Genomic DNA, 19,768 nt, shown 5'->3' with positions numbered 1-19,768 from the left:
GAGCCGGAAGCGCCGCGCCCCGGGTCCCGATCGGGACCCGGGGCGCGGCGCTTCCGGAACGGCTCAGAACCAGTCCGACTCGCGGATCTGCCGCATGGCCGCGCGGCGCTCGTCCTTCGCGAGCGTGTCCACGAAGACGGTGCCGTCGAGGTGCCCGCACTCGTGCTGGATCATCTGCGCCATGAGGCCCTCCCCCTCCAGCACGATCTCCTCGCCGTCGAGGTCGATGCCCCGGGCGCGCGCATAGGGGTAGCGCTTCGTCTTGAACCACAGGCCGGGCACCGAGAGGCAGCCCTCGTCGATCTCCTCGGGCTCGCCCGAGACCTCCTCGAGCACGGGGTTGATCATGTAGCCGGTCCGGCCGTCGATGTGCCAGCTGAAGGCCCGCAGGCCGACGCCGATCTGCGGTGCGGCGACGCCCGCCCTGCCCTCCATGTCGGTCGTGTCGAGCAGATCCTGGATGAGCGTGCGCACGCTGTCGTCGATCTCGGCGATCGGGTCGCACGGGGTGCGGAGCACCGGGTCCCCGTAGTAGCGGATATTGCGAACTGCCACTGCTAGTCGTCCTCCTGTGACTGCGACGGCGCGGATGCCGTCAGCTCCGCCTCTGCCTGGAGCAGGGCGTTCTCGATGATCTCGGTGGCCGCGGGATGCGGCCAGTACTGTCCGCGCGCGAGGCCGCGCACGCCTGCGCCGAAGCTCGCCGCCTGCAGCAGCGGCTGCAGCAGGATGGGCGCGTCCGGGCCGATGATGTGCGCGCCGAGCAGCGCGCCGGAGCCGCGGTCGACGACGAGCTTGCAGAAGCTCTCCTCGTCCTCGAGCGCCCAGCCCCACGCGGTCCCGCCGTAGTCCTGGCGCACCTCGAGCGCGTCCGCGCCGGCGGCGCGCGCCTCCTCGAGGGTGCTGCCGAACACCGCGATCTCGGGCCAGCTGAAGATGGTCGAGGGGACCGGGCCGAGCGTGTTCTCGACGAGCGCCCGCCCCTCGGATTCGGCCAGCAGGTTGGCCGCGACGACGCGCGCGTCGTGATTGGCCACGTGCTTGAGCTGATGCGGGGAGCTCACGTCGCCGAGCGCGTAGACGCCCTCGAGCGGCCTGCCGCCCGCGAGAACCCGCTGATGGGCGTCGACCTCGATCCGGCCGTCCTCGTGGTGGTCGAACCCGGCGGCGGCCGTGTCGAGCCGATCGCTGTTCGGCACCCGTCCGACGGCCACGAGCACCGCGTCCACCTCGACCGCGGCGCCGTTGGCGAAGCCCAGGCGCCAGCCGCCCTCCCCGTGCTCGGCCGATTCGAGGGCGGCGTCGGTCTCCACGCGCCAGTTGCGGGCGGCGATGCGGTTGAAGGATTCGGAGACCTCGCCGTCGAGCGAGCGCAGCAGCGGGGAGCGGTTGGCCTGCACCACCTCCGCGCCGAACGCCGAGAAGATCGCCGCGAACTCGGACGCGACCACCCCGCCGCCGAGCACCGCGAGGCGCTGCGGGAGCGCGTCGAGCCGCAGCGCGTCGTCGCTCGAGAAGACCGAGCCGCCGAACGGCAGCAGCTCGAGCTCCCGGGGCCGCGAGCCGGCGCCGATCACGATGCGCTCGCCGCGCAGGATCCGCCCCGATTCGGTGACCAGCGTGCGGGGGCCGGTGAAGCGCACCGTCTCCCGCACGAGGGAGACGTTCCGCTCCCCCGATTCGCGGTACTCCTCGCCGGAGCGGGAGATCGAGTCGGTGCGCCCGAACACGCGGTCGCGGACCGCGGCCCAGTCGAGCCGGACCGAGTCCGCGGCGAGGCCGAGGCGGCCGCCCTCCCGCGCCTCGCGAGCGATCTCGGCGGGGCGGACGAACATCTTGGTGGGGATGCATCCCGCGTTGAGGCAGGTGCCGCCGAACCATCGGCCGTCGTCGACGATCGCGATCCTGCGATCCGCGAATTCCGGGGACGGGATCGAGTTCCCTGACCCCGCTCCGATCACGATGAGATCGAAGACCTCCTCCGCACCGGGCTGCTCGGCGGAACTGCCGGCCATGGCTCCTCGCATTCTCCGCGTCGAGCCATGGCCGGCGCCGGTGTCACTCGACGTCGGAGGCTCCCGCGGCGTCGTCGGGTCGAATCACCACGAGCAGATCGCCGTGGTCTACCTCCTCGGGTGCGTGCAGCACCACTCGGTCGATGATACCCGTGCAGGTGGCCGTGATGGACGCCTCCATCTTCATGGCCTCGATGGTCGCGACCTGGTCGCCCTGGTTCACCTTCGCGCCGGGCTCGACGCGCACGGTGACCACGCCGGAGAAGGGCGCCGCCACGTGGCCGAGCTGGTTCGGGTCGGCCTGCTCCCGCACCACGGCGTCGACCTGCACGCTGCGATCGCGGACCAGCACGGGGCGGAGCTGGCCGTTCACCATCGCCATGACCGTGCGCTTCCCGTCCTCGTCGGGCTCGCCGATGGCCTCGAGCTGGATGAACACGTCCACGCCCTTGCCGAGGCGCACCCGGTGCTCCGTCCCGGGCTCGAGGCCGTAGAGGTAGTCCAGGGTGTCGAGCACGGAGAGGTCGCCGAACAGCTCGCGCACGTCCTCGAAGATCGCGCTGGGCTGCGGGAACAGGAACCGGTTGAGGGTCGAGCGGCGCGTTGCGGACTCCCCCTCGAGGCCCGCCTGCTCCTCGGCGGTGAGCGGCTTCACCTCGATCTGCGGGTGCTTGCCGGCGAGCGCCTTGGAGCGGAAGGGCTCGGGCCAGCCGCCCGGGAGCTCCCCCAGCTCGCCGGCGAGGAAGCCGATCACCGAGTCCGGGATGTCGTACCGTTCCGGGTTCGCCTCGAAGTCCTCCGGGTCGGCGTTCACCGCGACCAGGTGCAGGGCCAGGTCGCCGACCACCTTCGAGGACGGGGTCACCTTGGGGATGCGGCCGAGGATGCGGTCGGCGGCCTCGTACATGTCCTCGATGCGCTCGAACTCGTCGGCGAGCCCCAGCGCGATCGCCTGCTGACGGAGGTTCGAGAGCTGACCGCCCGGGATCTCGTGGCGGTAGACGCGCCCCGTCGGGCCGGGCAGACCGGACTCGAAGGGCCGGTAGATGTGGCGCACGGCCTCCCAGTAGGGCTCGAAGTCGGTCACCACGTCGAGGTCGATCCCGGTGTCCCGCTCCGTGCCCTCCAGCGCGGCGACGAGGGCGCTCATCGGCACCTGGCTCGTGGTGCCGGACAGCGGGGCGGCGGCCACGTCCACCGCGTCCACGCCCGCCTCGGAGGCGGCGAGCAGGGTCGCGAGCTGGCCGCCCGCGGTGTCGTGGGTGTGCAGGTGCACGGGCACGTCGAACCGCTCGCGCAGCGCCGAGACGAGCCGTTTCGCGGCGGCCGGGCGCAGCAGTCCGGCCATGTCCTTGATGGCGAGCGCGTGGGACCCCGCCTCGACGATCTCCTCGGCGAGCCGGAGGTAGTAGTCGAGCGTGTAGAGGTCCTCGCGGGGGTCGAGGAGGTTGCCGGTGTAGCAGAGCGTCGTCTCCGCCACCGCCGTGCCGGTCTCGAGCACCGCGTCGATCGCCGGGCGCATCTGCTTCACGTCGTTGAGCGCGTCGAAGATCCGGAAGATGTCCACGCCGGTCGTGGCGGCCTCCCCGACGAAGGCGTTCGTCACCGCGGTGGGCGAGGGCGTGTAGCCCACGGTGTTGCGGCCGCGCAGGAGCATCTGGATGGGCACGTTCGGCATGGCCTCGCGGAGCTTCTCGAGCCGCTCCCACGGGTCCTCGCCGAGGAAGCGCAGCGCCACGTCGTAGGTCGCCCCGCCCCAGGCCTCGACCGAGAGCAGGCCCTGCAGCCGGTGCGCGACGTACGGCGCCGCGAGCTGGAGGTCCTTCGTGCGGACGCGCGTCGCCAGCAGCGACTGGTGCGCGTCCCGGAACGTGGTGTCGGTGACCCGCAGCCCCGTCTCGGCGCGCAGCGCCCTCGCCCATTCCGAGGGGCCGAGCCGCAGCAGGCGGTCGCGCTCCCCCTCGGGCAGCTCCCCGCCGGGCAGCTCGGGGAGCTTGACGCGGGCGCGGACCGCGGTCGGGCGCTCGCCGTTGGGCTGGTTCACGGTGACGTCGGCGAGCCAGTTGAGGATCTTGGTCGAGCGGTCGCCGGGCTTGCGGTACTCGAAGAGCTCGGGGCGCTCCTCGATGAAGCCGGTGGACAGCTCGCCCGCGAGGAAGTCGGCGTGGCCGAGCACGGCGCTCTGGAACGGGATGTTCGTCGCGATGCCGCGGACCCGGAACTCCGCAAGCGCCCGGCGCGCGCGCAGCACCGCGGTGGCGAAGTCCTTGCCGTGCGCGATGAGCTTGAGCAGCAGCGAGTCGAAGTACGGCAGCACCTCGGAGCCGGTGGCGATCGTGCCGCCGTCGATGCGGATGCCGGAGCCGCCCGCCGATCGGTAGGTGGTGATCGTGCCGGAGTCGGGGCGGAAGTCGTGCGTCGGGTCCTCGGTGGTGATCCGGCACTGGATCGCCGAGCCGCGCATCTCGATGCGGTCCTGGGTGAGGCCGAGCTCCTCGAGCGAGGAGCCCGAGGCGATGAGCATCTGGGACTGCACGAGGTCCACCGAGGTGATCTCCTCGGTGATCGTGTGCTCGACCTGGATGCGCGGGTTCATCTCGATGAACACGTGCTGACCGGCCCGCTCCCCCGCGGTGTCGACGAGGAATTCGACGGTCCCGGCGTTCACGTAGCCGATGGACTCGGCGAAGGCGACCGCGTCGCGGTAGAGCGCCTGCCGGATGTCCTCGTCGAGGAAGGGCGCCGGGGCGATCTCGATCACCTTCTGGTGCCGGCGCTGGACCGAGCAGTCGCGCTCGAAGAGGTGCACCACGTGCCCCGTCGAGTCCGCGAGCACCTGGACCTCGATGTGGCGCGGGCGCAGCACGCACTGCTCGATGAACATCGTCGCGTCGCCGAAGGCCGCCTCGGCCTCCTTCATCGCGGATTCGAGCGCATCCCGGAGATCCTCGGGCCGCTCGACGCGGCGCATGCCCCGACCGCCGCCGCCCGCGACCGCCTTGGCGAAGACCGGGAAGCCGATCTCCTCCGCCGCCGCGACGAGCGCGTCCACATCCGTGGAGGGATCGGAGGAGGCGAGCACCGGCACGCCGGCCCGGATGGCCTGCTCCTTCGCGTGCACCTTGTTGCCCGCGTTCGCGAGGATCTCGGAGGCGGGCCCGATGAAGGTGATCCCGTTCTCCGCGCACGCGCGGGCGAAGTCGGCGTTCTCGGAGAGGAACCCGTACCCCGGGTAGATCGCGTCGGCACCGCTCTCGAGGGCGACGCGGATGATCTCGTCGATGTCGAGGTAGGCCTGGACCGGGGAGCCCTGCGAGCCGATCTCGTAGGCCTCATCGGCTTTGAGCCGGTGCAGCGAGTTGCGGTCCTCGAACGGATAGACCGCCACCGTGCGCACACCGAGTTCGACTGCGGCGCGGAACGCGCGAATGGCGATCTCACCACGGTTCGCAACGAGAATTTTTCGGAACACCCAAGCCCCCTTTGGCCGAATCACAATTTCGGACTCAATATATCCGAACTTGGGACAAGTTACGAGCCTGGTTCTTGTAGTACGCCTACAAGTTGATCATCCTCAGCTGGCGCGGCTCTTCCTGCGGGCCGCGAGCTCGTCCATGGGGTCGGCGGCATCCGTCTCGATGTCGACGAGATTGCCCTCGACCTCGCGGAGCACCTGGCCGACGAAGATGCCGAACACGCCCTGCCCCCGCTGGACGAGGTCGATCACCTCGTCGTTGGAGGTGCAGAGGTAGACGCTCGCACCGTCCGACATCAGCGTCGTCTGGGCGAGGTCGGTGATGCCCGCATCGTGCAGCTGCTCGACGGCGATGCGGATCTGCTGCAGCGAGATGCCGGTCTCGAGCAGGCGCTTCACGAGCTTGAGCACGAGCACGTCGCGGAAGGAGTAGAGGCGCTTCGATCCCGAGCCGCTGGCGTCCTGGATGCTCGGCCCCACCAGCTCGGTGCGCGCCCAGTAGTCGAGTTGGCGGTAGGTGATCCCGGCCACTCGGGCCGCGACGGCGCCGCGGTAGCCGATCGAGGGGTCCAGGTCGGGCAGCCCGTCGGTGAAGAGGAACTCCTCACGGACCTCCCGCTTCGCTTCCCTACCGTCTTCAACGCTCATGACGTCACCTTTCTTGCCTGACGCGGAGTCGTCCCACGCTAACCGCAGGAAACGACACCCCGTGCGAGGCGCGCCTGCGGACGCGTGAGGACTTCGGCGAACCACTAGGCCACACACAGTCTATGGGAGGCCTTCGCAGACCTCGAGTGTCGAAACAACAACGATGTGATCGTGTCAGATCGCGAGGGCCGGTTCGGGAGCCACGCCGTGAAGTTCAGGTTCAACTTGAGGTTGAGACCAAACCGTGATCATCGGTGCTGATGACGATCCCGCAGCGACTGGCGCACGAGCCCCCGGCGGACCCGTTCGAGCGCCGCGGTGAGCTCCTCGGCCTTCGCCTCCGTGCGCGCGCGATGCGTCGACTCCGGCTTGCGGCTGAGGGTCCCGAGCGCCTGCTCGACGAGCCCGACCTCGTGCTGCGCGGCGGTGCGGAAGGGGCGCAGATGGCGCGGCCCGATGCCGCTCGACTCGAGCTCCATGAGGGCGGACAGCACGAGCAGGTCGTCCTCGTGGAAGCGCCCCGCGCGCGGGATCAGCCCGGCGCCCTGCGACTGCTCGAGCAGCTCCTTCGACGCGCCGGAGCGGCGCAGCAGCTCCTCCCGCGTCAGCTCGGCGGCGTCCTCGAGGATGCTGCCGGAGGAGTGCTGCGGGCGCGCCGATGCCAGCGCGGGCAGCTCCGGGCGCTCGCCGCGGTCGAGCGCCTCGAGGTGCTCGCCGATGACCTTGAGCGGCAGGTAGTAGTCGCGCTGCAGGGAGAGGATCGTGCGGATGCGTTCGACATCGTCGTCCGAGAACTTGCGATAGCCCGAGGAGGTGCGAGCGGGGTGCACGAGCCCCTGCTCCTCGAGGAAGCGGATCTTCGAGGGCGTCAGCTCGGGATGCTCGCCGCCGAGGCGCTGGAGCACCTGCCCGATCGATAGCTTGGGAAGCGCCCCGGAGTTGCGGGACGCTGCGGAACTCAACCCCATGCGGGCTACTCGGCGGCCATCGGGGCGGCGTTCGCGTCGAGCGGCGACGCGTAGAAGGTCAGCCGGTACTTGCCGATCTGCACCTCGCCGCCGTTCGCCAGCTGCACCTGATCGATGCGCTCGCCGTTGTAGTAGGTGCCGTTGAGCGAGCCGAGGTCGCGCACCTGGAAGTGCCGCCCCTGGCGGGTGAACTCCGCGTGGCGCCGCGAGACCGTCACGTCGTCGAGGAAGATCTCGGCGTTCGGGTGGCGGCCCGCGATCTGCAGGTCGGTGTCGAGCAGGAAGCGCGCGCCGACATTGTTGCCGCGGCGAACGATGAGCAGGGCCGACCCGGACGGCAGCGCGCCGATCGAGTCCATCTCTTCTTTGGAGACGCCGCCGGCGATGAGCGCGGCAAGCTGCGCGCTGAAGTCCCCGGTGAACGACATCGTCGACGAGGTGTCGCCCTCCGGGTTGGCGCCGGCGGTGGAGCTCTGCTCGGAGTCTCGTTCGTCGAACTGCGCCATGAATTCCTCCTGCTTGGTCAAGATGCTCCAGCCTACCGCATGGGCACTGGTGCGAAAACTCCCCCAATCTTCCCCGGAGTACCTGGGACATCGCTCAGCCGGGTCGACGGCTACACTGCACGGCGTGGACTTCGATGAGCGATACGACGGCGATCCCCTGATCGCGTTCCGCGAGGGCCGGAAGCCGCGGCCGCCGCGGGAGGCGACCGCCCGGCGCGGCATGTGGCTGGAGGACCCGGTGACCGAGTTCTACGGCCGGCTCGTCTCCGCGACGCGCGAGACCGTCACGCTGCAGGATGCCGACGGCGCCCGGCGCTCGTTCCCCCGGCACAGCACCTTCTTCGACGACGAGGGCGCCGTCCGGCTCGTCTTCCGCGCGCCCGAGCCGAAGGCCCGCGCCCGCAGCACCTCCGGCTCCTTCCTCGTCGAGGACGCGACGGCGCGGGTCGCGCGGTCGGGACGGATCTTCGTCGAGGGACGGCACGACGCGGAGCTCGTCGAGAAGGTCTGGGGCCACGATCTCCGCGTCGAGGGCGTCGTGGTCGAGTACCTCGAGGGCGCCGACCGCCTCGACGAGGTGCTCGCAGAGTTCGGCCCCGCCCCCGCGCGACGGGTCGGCGTCCTGCTGGACCACCTCGTGCGGGGCTCCAAGGAGTCGCGCATCGCGGACGCGATCGCCGAGCGCTTCGGCGCCGACGCGGTGCTCGTGGTCGGCCATCCCTACGTCGACGTCTGGCAGGCCGTGCGCCCGCAGCGGCTCGGCCGGGAGTCCTGGCCGGTGATCCCCAAGGGGCAGTCCTGGAAGCACGGCATCTGCGCGGCGCTGGGCCTCCCCCACGAGGATCAGGCCGACATCGCGCGCGCGTGGCAGCGGATCCTCGGGCGGGTGCGCGACTGGCGCGACCTCGAGCCGGCGATGATCGGCCGCGTCGAGGAGCTCATCGACTTCGTGACCGCCCCGGGCGGCTGAGCCTTGGGGAGTAGGATCGGCCTCGTGTCAGTCCGTGCCTCCCTCGCGCTCCGCCTCGTCCTGCCGGCGATCTGGATCGGCATGATCATCGCGATCGACGTCATCGAGGCGCCGCTCAAGTTCCAGGCCCCCGGCATCACGATCCCGCTCGGGCTCGGCATCGGTCGCCTCGTCTTCCTCGCCATGAACATCGCCGAGCTCGTCACCGCCGCGCTGCTCGCCGCGGCGCTGCGGCGCTCCCGCGCGGACCGCCGCAGCTGGACGCTCTTCGGGGCGCTCGCCGCGGTCCTGCTCGTCAAGCTCCTCGTCATCCGGCCGCTGCTGGCGGGGCACACCGACGCGGTGCTCGCCGGCCTCGACGACGGCGGCTCGACGGTGCACTACTTCTACATCGCCGCGGACGTCGTGATCGCCGTCCTGCTCGTCTGGTTCGTCGTCGCGCAGGCCCGGCGGGTGCTGCCCGAGCCCGATGTCGCGGGCTCGCGCTAGCCTGCGCGCATGAGGATTCTCCACACCTCCGATTGGCATATCGGCCGGACGTTCTTCGGCGAGGACGTCTCCGCGCAGCTGCGCGAGGCCCTCCTCGCGCTCGTCGCGGCGGCGCGCGAGCACGAGGTCGACGCCGTGGTGGTCGCGGGCGACGTCTTCGACTCGACGATGCCCTCGGCCGCGGCCTTCGACTTCCTCACCGACATCCTCGTCGCGCTGCACGAGACCGGCGCCCGGGTGGTGCTCACGAGCGGCAACCACGACTCCGCCTCGCGGCTGCGCTTCCAGTCCCGCTGGGCGCGCGCCTCCGGGATCCACGTGATCGCCGATCCCGAGTCGGCCTTCGGAGCGATCGAGCTCCGGGACGAGCACGGCCCCGTGCGCGTCTACGGCGTGCCCTATCTCGAGCCGGCCCTCATCCGCCACGTCGAGGGCGCGCCGGCGAGCCGGACGCAGGAGGCGGCGATGCGCTGGGCCGCCGACCTCGCGCGCGCCGATCTGGACGCCTCCGGCTCGCCCCGCTCCCTGCTGATCGCCCACTGCTTCGCCGCGGGCGTGCCTGCTTCCGCGGACGCCCAGGACATCGAGCGCGACCTCACCGCCGGCGGCCTCGACGTCGTGCCCGTCGAGGTCTTCGACGGCTTCGACTACGTGGCGCTCGGGCACATCCACGGCCGCGCGACGCTGCGCGACCGCGTCCGCTACTCCGGCTCGCCGCTGCACTACTCGTTCTCCGAGGCCGGCTCCCCCAGGGGCGCCTGGCTGGTCGAGCTGGACGCGCACGGGTTCGCCGGCGCCGAGTGGCTGCCGCTGCCCGTCCCGCGCCCCCTCGTGCGCCTGCGCGACTCGCTCCGGGCGCTGCTCGAGGCGCCCGACTATGAGGCCGTGCGCGAGCACTGGGTCGCCGCGACCCTCACCGATGAGCGCCGCCCCGTGGACGCGATGTCCCGGCTGCGCACGCGGTTCCCCCGGGCCGTGCACGTCGAGCACGCCCCCGCCGAGCGACGCGGGCGGGAGCACGGCGGCTACGCGGCGACGCTCGCGAAGGCCCCGACCGACGCGGAGCGCATCGAGCGCTTCCTGGAGCACACCCGCAACGGGCAGGGCCCGACGGAGGCCGAGCGGCGCATCCTCGAGGAGGCGCTCGACGAGTACGCCGCGCAGGAGGCATCGCGATGAGGCTCCTCGCCCTCGAGCTCCGGGGCTTCGGGCCGTTCCGCGACCCGCAGCGCATCGACTTCGCGCGCTTCGACGAGGAGGGGCTCTTCCTCATCCGGGGCAGGACCGGGGCCGGCAAGTCCAGCGTGCTCGACGCGATCGTCTACGCGCTCTACGGCAGCACGCCCCGCTACGAGGGGGCGTCGAAGGAGGTGCGCAGCACGTTCTGCTCCCTCGAGGAGCCCACCTCGGTGATGCTCGAGTTCGAGCACGGCGGCGCGCGCCATCGGGTGACCCGGGCGCCCGAGTACGAGGCCGCCAAGGCGCGCGGCACCGGCACGACCGTGCGCCCGTCGGCCCAGCGGCTCGAACGGCTCGAGGGGGCGACCTGGGTGGCGCTGGCGACGAGGGCGCGCGACGTCGCGGAACTCCTCGCGGGCATCTTCCCCCTCACGGCGGGCGAGTTCCTGCAGGTCGTCATGCTCGCGCAGAACAAGTTCCAGGAGTTCCTCCGCGCCGATTCCGCGAATCGGCAGCGGCTGCTGCGCACGCTCTTCCGGACCCGGCGGTACGAGCGGATCGCGGGGCTCGTCGTCGAACGCGCGAAGACCTCGGGCGCGGAGCTCACGGCCGAGCGCAGGCGGCTCGAGGACGTGGCGGTGCGCCTCCGCGGCGTCGAGGCCGATCTCGACGCCGCGGAGCGGGAGATCGACGGCGCCGGGGATGCCGCCGCCGGGGACGAGACCGGCGCCGCATCCGACGTTGCGAGGCGCCTCGGCACCGAGTCCGTCGGCACCGAGTCCGTCGGCAGGGAATCCGTCGGCAGGGAATCCGTCGGCACGGCTCCCGATGACGCGGAGCCTCGCGGCACGGCGCCCGGCTCCGCCGCGGACGATCCGCCTCTCGACGCCGAATGGCTCGGGCATCTGCTGGAGCGCGGCGAAGCGCACCTCGCCGACTGCCGCTCCCGAGAGGCGCGGTGCAGGAGCTCGCTCGAGCGCGCATCCGAGCGGCGCCGGCTCGGCGAGCGCACCCTCGACCTGCAGCGCCGTCGCGACGCGGCCCGCGCCGAGCGCGCCGAGCGCGAGGCGGATCGGGAGCGCATCGACAGCGAGGTCGCCGACCGGCTCGCCGCGGACGAGCGCGCCCGTCCGCTGCTCGCCGCCGTGGCCGCGGATGAGCGCCGCCGTGCGGTGCGTTCGGCCGCCCTCGAACGGCTCGAGGAGGCACGGGCGCATCTCCTCGAGGAGTGCCATATCGAGGCGGCGGCCGGCCGCGCCCTGCCGCACGACGGCCTGCGCGTCGGGGAACCCTCCGATCGTGACGCCGGAGCGCCTCCGGCAGGCGCGGAGAGCCGGGCTCCCGACGAGGCCGCCGCCGCTCGCGAGGCCGCGGAGCGGGTGCTCACCGAGCTCTTCGGGTCGCTCTCGGACGGCGCCGACCTGGACGACCGCATCGAGTCCGAGGCAGAGCGCTGCCGCGAGCTCGAGAAGACGGTACGCGAGCTCGAGGCGCGCGCGGCCGAGCTCGAGCTTCGGCGCGCCGAGCGGCCGGAGGCGCGGGAGCGCCTCGCGGAGCGTCGGGCCGAGGCGCGCGCGAGCGCCCAGAGTCTCGAGCGCGCCGACGAGACGCTCGAGCGCCTTCGGAACCAGGAGGCCGCCGCGCGGGCGCTGCCGGAGCTCGAGGAGCGTCTCGGCTCCGCCCTCGCCGCGGTGCGGCGGGCGGAGGCCGACGCCGACGAGGCGGAGCGGGCGGTGCGCGAGCGCTACGACCGCCGCTGGCGAGGGGCGGCCCCGCACCTCGCCGCGGATCTGCGGCCGGGCGGCCCCTGCCCCGTCTGCGGCTCGCTCGAGCATCCCGCTCCAGCCGCCGCGTCGATCGAGCCGGTCTCCGACGCCGAGATCGACGCCGCCGAACACGCCGCGGCGAAGGCGGATGCGGAGCTCGCGCAGGCCCGCGAACGCGCCGAGACGGCGAGCAAGGAGCACGCCGCGAGGGCCGCCGAGACCGGCGGACTCGATATCGCGGCAGCGGCGGCGCGGGTCGAGGCGGCGCTCGCCGAGGTGGGGCGCGCACGAGACGCGGATGAGCGGGCCGCGGCCCTCGCGGCCGAGATCGAGGCGCTCGACGCCGCCGACGCCGAGGACGCGAGGGCCGGCCGGGCGCTCGACCGGCGACTCCAGGAGCATCGCGCCGCGGCGACCCGCGCGGCGGGCGCGCTCGAGCAGCTGCGCGCCGAGCAGCGCGCCCTCCGGGGAGCATTCGACACGGTACGGGACCGACTGCGGCGGACGGAGGCGCTGCTCGAGGCCGTGCGCGCCCGGAACCGGGCCGAGCGCGCCGCCGAGTCGGCCGGCGAGGAGGCCGACGCCGCCCGCGAGACGCTCGTCGCCGCGCTCGCCGAGAGCGGGTTCGAGGATGCCGGGGCCGTGCGCGCGGCGCATCTCGAGGATTCGACGAGGCGGGCGCTCGCCGAGGAGCTCGACGCCCATCGCACCGCGCTGCGCACGGCGCTCCGCGCCCTCGCGGAGCCGGACCTCGACGGCCTGCCCGAGGCCCGGGTCGACCTCGAGCCGCTCCGCACCGCGGAGCGCACGGCTGCGGACGCGCTCAACGCGGCGGCGACCCGTATCGGGGCCGCGGAACGCCTGCACCGTACCGCGGCCGACGAGGCCGAGCGGGCGCGCGCCGCGATGCGCCGGCTCGATGAGCTCGGCGAACGCGCCGAGGCCGAGCGGCAGCTCGCGTCGGACCTCTCCGGGCAGAACGAGCGCCGGATCAACCTCGAGGCGTTCGTGCTCGCCGGCCACTTCGAGGAGATCATCGCCGCGGCGAATGCCCGCCTCGGGGGCATCACCGCCGGCCGCTACGAGCTCGAGCTCGACGACGGCCTCGCCGGCAGGCAGCGGCAGTCCGGGCTCGGGCTGCGGATCTTCGACGTCTACAACGGCAGGTCGCGGACCCCCGCCTCGCTCTCGGGCGGCGAGACCTTCCTCGTGTCCCTCGCGCTCGCGCTCGGGCTCGCCGACGTCGTCTCCGCCCAGGCCGGCGGCATCGCCCTCGACACCATGTTCATCGACGAGGGCTTCGGATCGCTCGACGGCGACACCCTCGAGCTGGCGATGCGGACCCTCGACGATCTGCGGCAGGGCGGCAGGACGATCGGCGTGATCAGCCATGTGCGCTCGATGCACGAGCGCATCCCGGCGCAGCTCGACGTGCGCGTGCGCCCCGACGGCGCCAGCGAGATCGTGGCGGAGCCCGCCTCCGGCCCGGCGGACTGACCCGGTCGGTGCGCCGGCCCGGAGCGGGTCGGTCGACCGGTCAGCCGCGCTCGACGGCGCCGGCGAGGAAGTCGGCGAGATCGCCGATCTCCTCCTCCGAGACGGCGTGGCCGAGCCCGGGATACACGCGGATCGTCGCCTCGGAGTGCTCCCGCAGCCATGACTCCGTGATGAGGAACGCCTCGGGAGGGATCATGGAGTCGTCCCGGTCGCCGCGGCCGAAGAACACCCGCCGCGCCCGGGCCGCGAGCCCCTCGTCGCCCTCGTGCGGCGCCGGGTCCACGAATCCCGACAGCACCGCGGCCGCCGGCACCCGGTCGGGCCGCGCGCGCAGCAGCTCGAGCGCCATGAGCCCGCCCTGCGAGAAGCCGACCGGCACGACGGGCCGCCCCGGCTCGATCCGCTCGTCCACGAATTCCACCAGCCCGGCCGCGGCCGCATCCACGGCCCCGCGATCGAGCTCGGCGTACTGGCCGATCGGGAACCACGCGGAACCGCCCATCGTCGGGACGGGGTATGGCGCGCGCACCGAGCACCAGTCCCACCCGTCCCCGAGCCGGGAGACGATCCCCGGCAGATCGCGCTCGTTCGACCCGAATCCGTGCAGCAGCAGGAGCAGCGGGCCCTCCTGGGCGCGGGGGCCCGCGGGGCCGATGGCGGTCGTGATGGGGGCTATCGGCGGCAGCCGATTCGGCTCGGCGCTGGATTCGGTCGTCATGCCTGCCAGTATGCATGGAAGGGCCCGAGCAGGAAGGCATCGGCGCCCAGCCCGGCGGGCTGCCTGCCAGTATGCACGGAGGGGCCCGGCCGACCGGCCGGACCCCTCCGCACGCGTGTCGCCGCGCGACCCGCCGCAGCGCCTACTCCTGCGGCTCCGCGGACTCGCGCCGGCGCATCCCCTCGGCGAGGGCCGAGCCGGTGCGCTCTCCCTGCACGCCCGACTGGATGAGCGCGCCGAGGTCGATGCCCGTCGCGGCGTTGATCGCGTCGAACGGGGCCTTGAGCGTCGCCGCCGACTGCGCGGCCTGGTGCTCCGCCGCGCCCTCGGCCGAGATCACCGTGTAGCCGCCGATCGCGGTCTGCGCCTTGGCGAACTCCGCGACCATCGGCACGAGCTGGTCGATGAGCTTCTGGGTGATGAGCGCCTGCTCGTGCTTCTCGATCGCCTCGCCGATCGCGAGCTGCGACGCGGCCTCGGCCTCGCCGGCCTGACGGATCGCCTCGGCCTCGGCCTCGGCCTGCACGCGGCGGGCGTGGGCCTCGGCATCCGCCTCGGCTCGTCTCGCGGCCGCCTCGGCCTCGGCGTGCGTGGTGCGGGCCGCGGCCTCCGCGCGGGCCGCCGTGGTGCGCGCCTGCGCATCGGCGTCCGCGACCTTCTTGCGGGTCTCGGCCTCCTTCGACTCCTGGTAGGCGCGCGCGTCGGCCTTCCGCTCCTGGTCGTACAGGTTCGCGTCGGCGACCTTCTTCACCTCGGCGTCGAGCTCGGACTGCTTGTTGTTCGCCTCCTGCTCGAGCACCGCCTGCTGCAGCTCGGCGCGGCGGAGGGCCTCCGCCTGCTCGGCCTCGGCGTTCGCGCGGCCGACCTTCGCCTTCGCGGCGGCCTCGGACTCCTGGAACGCCGTACGCTCGCCGAGCGTCTCGGTGTTCGTCTCGATCTGGCGCTTGGCGACCGCGCGCTCGGCGTCGATCCGCGCGGTGTCGGCCTCCCGGTGCACGCGCTGGAGCTCCTGCGCGCCGAGCGCCTCGATGTAGCCGCCCTGATCGGTGATGCCGAGGATCTGGAAGGAGTCGAGCACGAGGCCCTGGCGCTCGAGGTCGCCCTCGATGCCCTCCGCGATCTGCGCCGCGAGGGCCTTGCGGTCCTTCATGAGCGTCTCGACGGTCAGCGTGGCGACCACACCGCGCAGGGCGCCCTCGAGCACCTCGGTGGTGAAGGCCTCGATGGCGCGGTCCTGCGAGAGGAATCGCTCGGCGGCCCGGCGGATGTAGTCGGGGTTGGAGCCGACCTTGACGAGCGCGATGCCCTCGACGTCCACGGTCACGCCGTTCGCGGCCTGCGCGGTGGGCTTGATCTCGATCGACCGCGAGCGCAGCGAGAGCTTGGAGGAGCGCTGCGTGAAGGGGTTGACGAAGAGGCCGCCGCCGGAGACGACGTCGATCTTCGAGGACTCGGCGCCGCGCTTGGCCTTGCCCGTGATGACGAGGGCCTCGTCGGCTGCGGCGGTGCGGTACCAGGTGCGGGTGATGATCGCGAACACGATCGCGATCACGACGATGATCACGAGCGCGACGATGCCGCCCACGATCAGCAGGGGTGTCAGGACGAAGTCCATAGGCGATGGGCCTTTCATGCGTTGTGCCGGCGGGTCGGCATCGCCTTCCGTCGCGATGTGACCTGGGCCGAGGATGAACTGAGACGATTATCCTCGAGCCGCCTCCCCCGCCGCATCCGGCCGCGGTCGGATGCGGCGCGCGCCGGACCGGCTCTCGTGCGACGCAGACGGTGGCATGCTGGATGCCATGTTCGATCTCGAGGCGATCGCGGCGGGGCTGCCCGCGGCGCGGCTGATCCCCGATCTCGACCGGGCCGTGCGCGATCGCGGCCGGGCGGTGGTCGAGGCGCCGCCGGGCTCCGGCAAGACGACGATCGTGCCGCCCGCGGTCGCGAACGCGCGCGGTCGCGTCCTGGTGGCGCAGCCGCGGCGGATCGCGGCCCGCGCGGCCGCCTCCCGGCTCGCGGCGCTGGCGGGGACCCGCGTGGGCGAGGCGGTCGGGTACTCGATCCGGGGCGAGCGCCGGGCGGGCCCGGCGACGAGGATCGAGTTCGTGACCTCCGGGATCCTGCTGCGCCGGCTGCTGCGGGATCCGGAGCTGCCGGGGGTGGACGCCGTCGTCCTCGACGAGGTGCACGAGCGGCATCTCGACACGGATCTCGCGGCGGCCATGCTCGCGGAGGTCGGGACGCTGCGGGAGGATCTCGCGATCCTCGCGATGTCGGCCACGCTCGACGCGGGCCGCTGGGCGTCGCTGCTGGGGCGCGCGGCGGGCGAGGCGGCGCCCGTGGTCCGCGCGCCGGCCGCGCCGCATCCGCTCGAGATCCGCTGGGCGCCGTTCGCCGGCGCGCGGCTCGACCGGCGGGGCGTCTCGCGCGAGTTCCTCGCGCACGTGGCGCGCACCGCCGCCGGGGCCATGCGCGCCTCGGATTCGGGTTCGGTGCTCGTCTTCTTGCCGGGCGGCTACGAGGTCGACGCCGTCGTGCGCGAGCTGCGGGCCCTCGGCGTCGACGCGCTGCCGCTGACGGGCTCGCTCTCGAGCGCGGAGCAGGACGCCGCGCTCGCGCCCGGGCCGAGGCGCGCCATCGTCGCGACCTCGGTGGCGGAGTCCTCCCTGACGGTTCCCGATGTCCGGCTGGTGGTGGATTCGGGGCTCGCCCGGGTGCCGCGGCTCGACGTCGAGCGCAATATCTCGGGGCTCGTCACCGAATCGGTCTCGCAGGCCTCGGGCGACCAGCGGGCGGGCCGTGCCGCCCGGCTCGGCCCTGGGATCGCCATCCGCTGCGCCGCCGAGCACGAGTGGGCGGGCTTCCCCCGCGAGGCCCGCCCGGAGATGCTGAGCGGCGACCTCACGGCCGCCGCCCTGGCCCTCGCGGTCTGGGGCGCCCCCGGCGGCCGGGGCATGGCGCTGCCCGATGCGCCGGAGCCGCGCGCGCTCGCGCTGGCCCACGAGACGCTCCGCTCGCTCGGCGCGATCGAGCTCGACGGGGAGCGCGTGGCGGTCACGGCCCGGGGCCGGCGGCTCGCCGAGGTGCCGGCGCATCCCCGCCTCGCCCGGGCGCTGCTGGACGGCGCCGAGCGGCTCGGGCCCCGGCGCGCGGGTGAGCTGGTCGCCGCGATCGAGAGCGCGGAGCGCGCGCCGGGCGCCGACCTCGCGGCCGCGCTGCGCCGGCTCCGGGACGGCTCCTCGCGCGAGGCCCGGCGCTGGCGGCGGGATGCCGACCGGCTCGCCGGGATCGCGGGGGCTGCGGGCGGCCGCCCCGCCCCGCCCTCCTCGGACGACACGGCGCTCGGCGTCATCGCGGCGCTCGCCTATCCTGAGCGGCTCGCCCGGGCCCGCGGCGAGGGGTCCGAGGACTACCTGCTCGCCGGCGGCACCGGCGCCTCGCTCCCCCGGGACGCCGCGCTTCGCGGCCAGCCCTGGCTCGCGATCGCCGACCTCGGCAGGAGGCCCTCCGGCGGGGCGGTCATCCGCGCCGCGGCCCCGATCGACCCGGATCTCGCCATCGAGCTGGCCGGGCCCCTCCTCGAGGAGCGCGTGGAGACCCGATGGCGGGACGGGAAGGCCCGTGCGCGGCGCATCCGCCGGCTGGGGGCGATCGAGCTCTCGGCCGCCCCGGTCGCGCCGAGCCCCGCGCAGGCGCGGGCCGCGCTCGCCGAGGCCCTCGCACGGGACGGCCTCTCGATGCTGCCGTGGCCGCCCGCGGCGGTGCAGCTGCGCAACCGCCTCGCGCTGCTGCGCGGCGAGCTGGGCGAGCCGTGGCCGGACGTCTCCGACGCCGGGCTGCGGAAGCGGCTCGAGGAGTGGCTCGGCCCCGAGCTCGATGCCGTCTCCCGCGGCGCCCCGCTCGGGCGCGTCGACGTGCTCGGCGCCCTCCGACGGCTCCTGCCCTGGCCCGAGGCCGCGCGCCTCGACGAGCTCGCGCCGGAGCGCATCGAGGTGCCGAGCGGTTCCCGCATCCGCGTCGACTACCCGGACCCGGGAACCGAGCGGCCCCGGCCCGTCCTGCGGGTCAAGCTGCAGGAGTGCTTCGGGTGGCTCCGCACCCCGCGGCTCGTCGACGGCCGCGTCCCGCTGCTGCTCCAGCTGCTCTCCCCGGCGGGCAGGCCGGTCGCGATCACGGACGATCTCGAGTCGTTCTGGGCCGGGCCCTACGCCCAGGTGCGAGCCGAGATGCGGGGCCGCTACCCCAAGCATCCGTGGCCCGAGGATCCGCTCGCCGCAGAGCCCCGCCGCGGCGTGAAGCGCCCCGCTCGCTGATCCGCCCGGGGCCACGCCCGCTCGGCGTTGAGGCGGCTCTGATCGGCGCTGGCTAGCCTGCGGGGATGAGCATCGATATTCCTTCCGCAGAAGACTTTGCCCAGCTGACCAGGCACCGCGACGTGGCGAGCGTGTCGATCTACGTGAGCGCCGCGGAGCACGGGAAGGACGACGGCCAGCGTCCCCCGATCGCCCACGACACCGAGGCCGCGCGCCTCTCGCTCCGATCAGCCGCGAACGCCGCGCTCGCGGAGCTCGCCGAGATCGACATCCCCAAGCCCGAGCGCGAGGCGATCGCCGAGCGGATCCGGGAGCTCGAGGGCGATCGCGACTTCTGGGGCACCCAGGCTCGCAGCGTCGCCGTCTTCGCCTCGCCCGAGGGCATCCGCGCCTTCCGCCTGATGAACCGCCTCGCGCCGCTCACCGCCGTCGGCGACCGGTTCGACGTCGGCCCGCTCGTGCGCGCCTCGAGCTTCGCCCACACCGGCTACGTGCTCGCCGTCACCGAGGGCGACGTCCGGCTGCTCTACCTCGACTCGGCGGCGACGAGCCGGAGCATCGAGCTGCGCTCGCTCCCCGAGGACGCCTCGGACGTGCTGAGCAACTCCGTCACCACCGGACGGTTCGACCGGCATCGGGCCGACGGCACGCTCGGACCGAAGATCGAGCAGCGGCGCTACTGCACCATCGTGCAGGACGCGGTGCTCGCCGAGATCGGCGAGGACTCGGTGCCGCTCGTGCTCGCCGCGGCCGCCGACCTCGATCCGGCGTACCGGCAGGTCAACCGCTACGGCGCGCTGCTCGAGGAGGGCATCTCGGCGAACCCCGCCTCGCTCTCGCTCGCGGATCTCGAGCAGCGCGGCCGCGCCGTCCTCGACCGCGAGTACCGGCGCGGCCTCGCGGAGTGGTGCGAGCGCTTCGGCACCCAGAAGGCGCACCGCCGGGCCGGCTCGAACCTCGAGGCGGTGGCGAAGGCGGCCAGCGCCGGCCAGGTGGAGGAGCTGCTGTTCGACATCGAGGCGAACGACGAGGGGGTCATCGACGAGTTCGGCGCCGTGTTCCCGGTCCCGGAGCCCGGGCCGACCACCTACCGGCTCGTCGACGAGATCGCGGCGCGGGTGCTGCGCACCGGCGGTCGCGTCGTCGCGGTGCGCCGGGCGGATCTGCCGGACGACTCCCCGGTGGCCTCGATCTTCCGAACGGCGGTCGAAGGGTAGCCGG

14 protein-coding genes are annotated in these 19,768 nt (G+C 73.4%); 6 read left to right on the top strand and 8 right to left on the bottom strand.

Translation table 11 applies throughout. The features are described from left to right. Positions 1–63: 63 nt before the first annotated feature. The 6 genes from def to FM112_RS10665 all read right to left on the bottom strand — a co-directional run bounded on the left by def (position 64) and on the right by FM112_RS10665 (position 7,534). Positions 64–555 (bottom strand): peptide deformylase, encoded by a 492-nt coding sequence (gene def / locus FM112_RS10690; RefSeq protein ID WP_087007328.1) that lies wholly within the window; start codon positions 553–555, stop codon positions 64–66. Between the two features lie 2 nt (positions 556–557). After that, a complete protein-coding gene (locus FM112_RS10685; protein ID WP_087007326.1) occupies positions 558–2,015 on the bottom strand; it encodes a mycothione reductase in 1,458 nt (485 codons plus the stop codon). 43 nt (positions 2,016–2,058) lie between these two features. Further along, positions 2,059–5,487 (bottom strand): pyruvate carboxylase, encoded by a 3,429-nt coding sequence (locus FM112_RS10680; RefSeq protein ID WP_087007324.1) that lies wholly within the window; start codon positions 5,485–5,487, stop codon positions 2,059–2,061. A 102-nt stretch (positions 5,488–5,589) separates the two neighbouring features. Continuing rightward, complete coding sequence (locus tag FM112_RS10675) at positions 5,590–6,138, bottom strand: MerR family transcriptional regulator (RefSeq protein WP_087007322.1); 549 nt, start codon at positions 6,136–6,138, stop codon at positions 5,590–5,592. Between the two features lie 248 nt (positions 6,139–6,386). Next, positions 6,387–7,100 carry a MerR family transcriptional regulator gene (locus FM112_RS10670; protein ID WP_087007506.1) on the bottom strand — a complete coding sequence of 238 codons (714 nt, stop codon included), beginning with the start codon at positions 7,098–7,100 and terminating at the stop codon, positions 6,387–6,389. 11 nt (positions 7,101–7,111) lie between these two features. Further along, the gene (locus FM112_RS10665) at positions 7,112–7,534 is read right to left on the bottom strand and encodes an FHA domain-containing protein (protein ID WP_176386789.1); all 423 of its coding nucleotides are present in this window, start codon (positions 7,532–7,534) and stop codon (positions 7,112–7,114) included. A 202-nt stretch (positions 7,535–7,736) separates the two neighbouring features. Between FM112_RS10665 and FM112_RS10660 the strand changes: the two genes are divergently transcribed. From FM112_RS10660 to FM112_RS10645, 4 genes are read left to right on the top strand one after another with little or no spacing between them, the layout of a single operon-like run. After that, the gene (locus FM112_RS10660) at positions 7,737–8,582 is read left to right on the top strand and encodes a DUF3097 family protein (protein WP_254910457.1); all 846 of its coding nucleotides are present in this window, start codon (positions 7,737–7,739) and stop codon (positions 8,580–8,582) included. Positions 8,583–8,606: 24 nt separating this feature from the next. Next, positions 8,607–9,071: a hypothetical protein gene (locus FM112_RS10655; protein ID WP_087007318.1), complete on the top strand. Its 465-nt coding sequence runs from the start codon at positions 8,607–8,609 to the stop codon at positions 9,069–9,071. Positions 9,072–9,080: 9 nt separating this feature from the next. Further along, the gene (locus FM112_RS10650; protein WP_087007316.1) at positions 9,081–10,250 is read left to right on the top strand and encodes an exonuclease SbcCD subunit D; all 1,170 of its coding nucleotides are present in this window, start codon (positions 9,081–9,083) and stop codon (positions 10,248–10,250) included. Beyond that, the gene (locus tag FM112_RS10645; protein WP_087007314.1) at positions 10,247–13,513 is read left to right on the top strand and encodes an AAA family ATPase; all 3,267 of its coding nucleotides are present in this window, start codon (positions 10,247–10,249) and stop codon (positions 13,511–13,513) included. The genes FM112_RS10650 and FM112_RS10645 overlap by 4 nt, the downstream gene beginning before the upstream one ends. A gap of 40 nt (positions 13,514–13,553) precedes the next feature. Here the strand turns inward: FM112_RS10645 and FM112_RS10640 are convergent, their stop codons facing one another. Both FM112_RS10640 and FM112_RS10635 read right to left on the bottom strand, forming a co-directional pair. Continuing rightward, a complete protein-coding gene (locus tag FM112_RS10640) occupies positions 13,554–14,231 on the bottom strand; it encodes an alpha/beta hydrolase (RefSeq protein WP_087007312.1) in 678 nt (225 codons plus the stop codon). A gap of 142 nt (positions 14,232–14,373) precedes the next feature. Further along, complete coding sequence (locus FM112_RS10635) at positions 14,374–15,846, bottom strand: SPFH domain-containing protein (RefSeq protein ID WP_254910454.1); 1,473 nt, start codon at positions 15,844–15,846, stop codon at positions 14,374–14,376. A 187-nt stretch (positions 15,847–16,033) separates the two neighbouring features. Here FM112_RS10635 and hrpB point away from each other — a divergent pair, with 187 nt between their 5' ends. Both hrpB and FM112_RS10625 read left to right on the top strand, forming a co-directional pair. Continuing rightward, positions 16,034–18,547: an ATP-dependent helicase HrpB gene (gene hrpB / locus FM112_RS10630; protein ID WP_254910453.1), complete on the top strand. Its 2,514-nt coding sequence runs from the start codon at positions 16,034–16,036 to the stop codon at positions 18,545–18,547. 65 nt (positions 18,548–18,612) lie between these two features. After that, positions 18,613–19,764 (top strand): hypothetical protein, encoded by a 1,152-nt coding sequence (locus tag FM112_RS10625; protein ID WP_087007310.1) that lies wholly within the window; start codon positions 18,613–18,615, stop codon positions 19,762–19,764. The last annotated feature ends 4 nt before the right edge of the window (positions 19,765–19,768 follow it).

Source organism: Gulosibacter sp. 10 (genome assembly GCF_900163695.1).
Classification (GTDB): Bacteria; Actinomycetota; Actinomycetes; order Actinomycetales; family Microbacteriaceae; genus Gulosibacter.
Note: the sequence above shows the minus strand (reverse complement) of the source record. Positions and strands in the feature narration are given on the sequence as shown.

Bases quoted from the DNA above. Each gene is read 5' to 3' on its own strand.
- FM112_RS10665 (WP_176386789.1), bottom strand. From the start codon at position 7,534: ATGTCGTTCACCGGGGACTTCAGCGCGCAGCTTGCCGCGCTCATCGCC.
- FM112_RS10645 (WP_087007314.1), top strand. From the start codon at position 10,247: ATGAGGCTCCTCGCCCTCGAGCTCCGGGGCTTCGGGCCGTTCCGCGAC.
- FM112_RS10640 (WP_087007312.1), bottom strand. From the start codon at position 14,231: ATGACGACCGAATCCAGCGCCGAGCCGAATCGGCTGCCGCCGATAGCC.
- FM112_RS10675 (WP_087007322.1), bottom strand. From the start codon at position 6,138: ATGAGCGTTGAAGACGGTAGGGAAGCGAAGCGGGAGGTCCGTGAGGAG.
- FM112_RS10625 (WP_087007310.1), top strand. From the start codon at position 18,613: ATGAGCATCGATATTCCTTCCGCAGAAGACTTTGCCCAGCTGACCAGG.
- FM112_RS10650 (WP_087007316.1), top strand. From the start codon at position 9,081: ATGAGGATTCTCCACACCTCCGATTGGCATATCGGCCGGACGTTCTTC.
- FM112_RS10635 (WP_254910454.1), bottom strand. From the start codon at position 15,846: ATGGACTTCGTCCTGACACCCCTGCTGATCGTGGGCGGCATCGTCGCG.
- hrpB (WP_254910453.1), top strand. From the start codon at position 16,034: ATGTTCGATCTCGAGGCGATCGCGGCGGGGCTGCCCGCGGCGCGGCTG.
- FM112_RS10685 (WP_087007326.1), bottom strand. From the start codon at position 2,015: ATGGCCGGCAGTTCCGCCGAGCAGCCCGGTGCGGAGGAGGTCTTCGAT.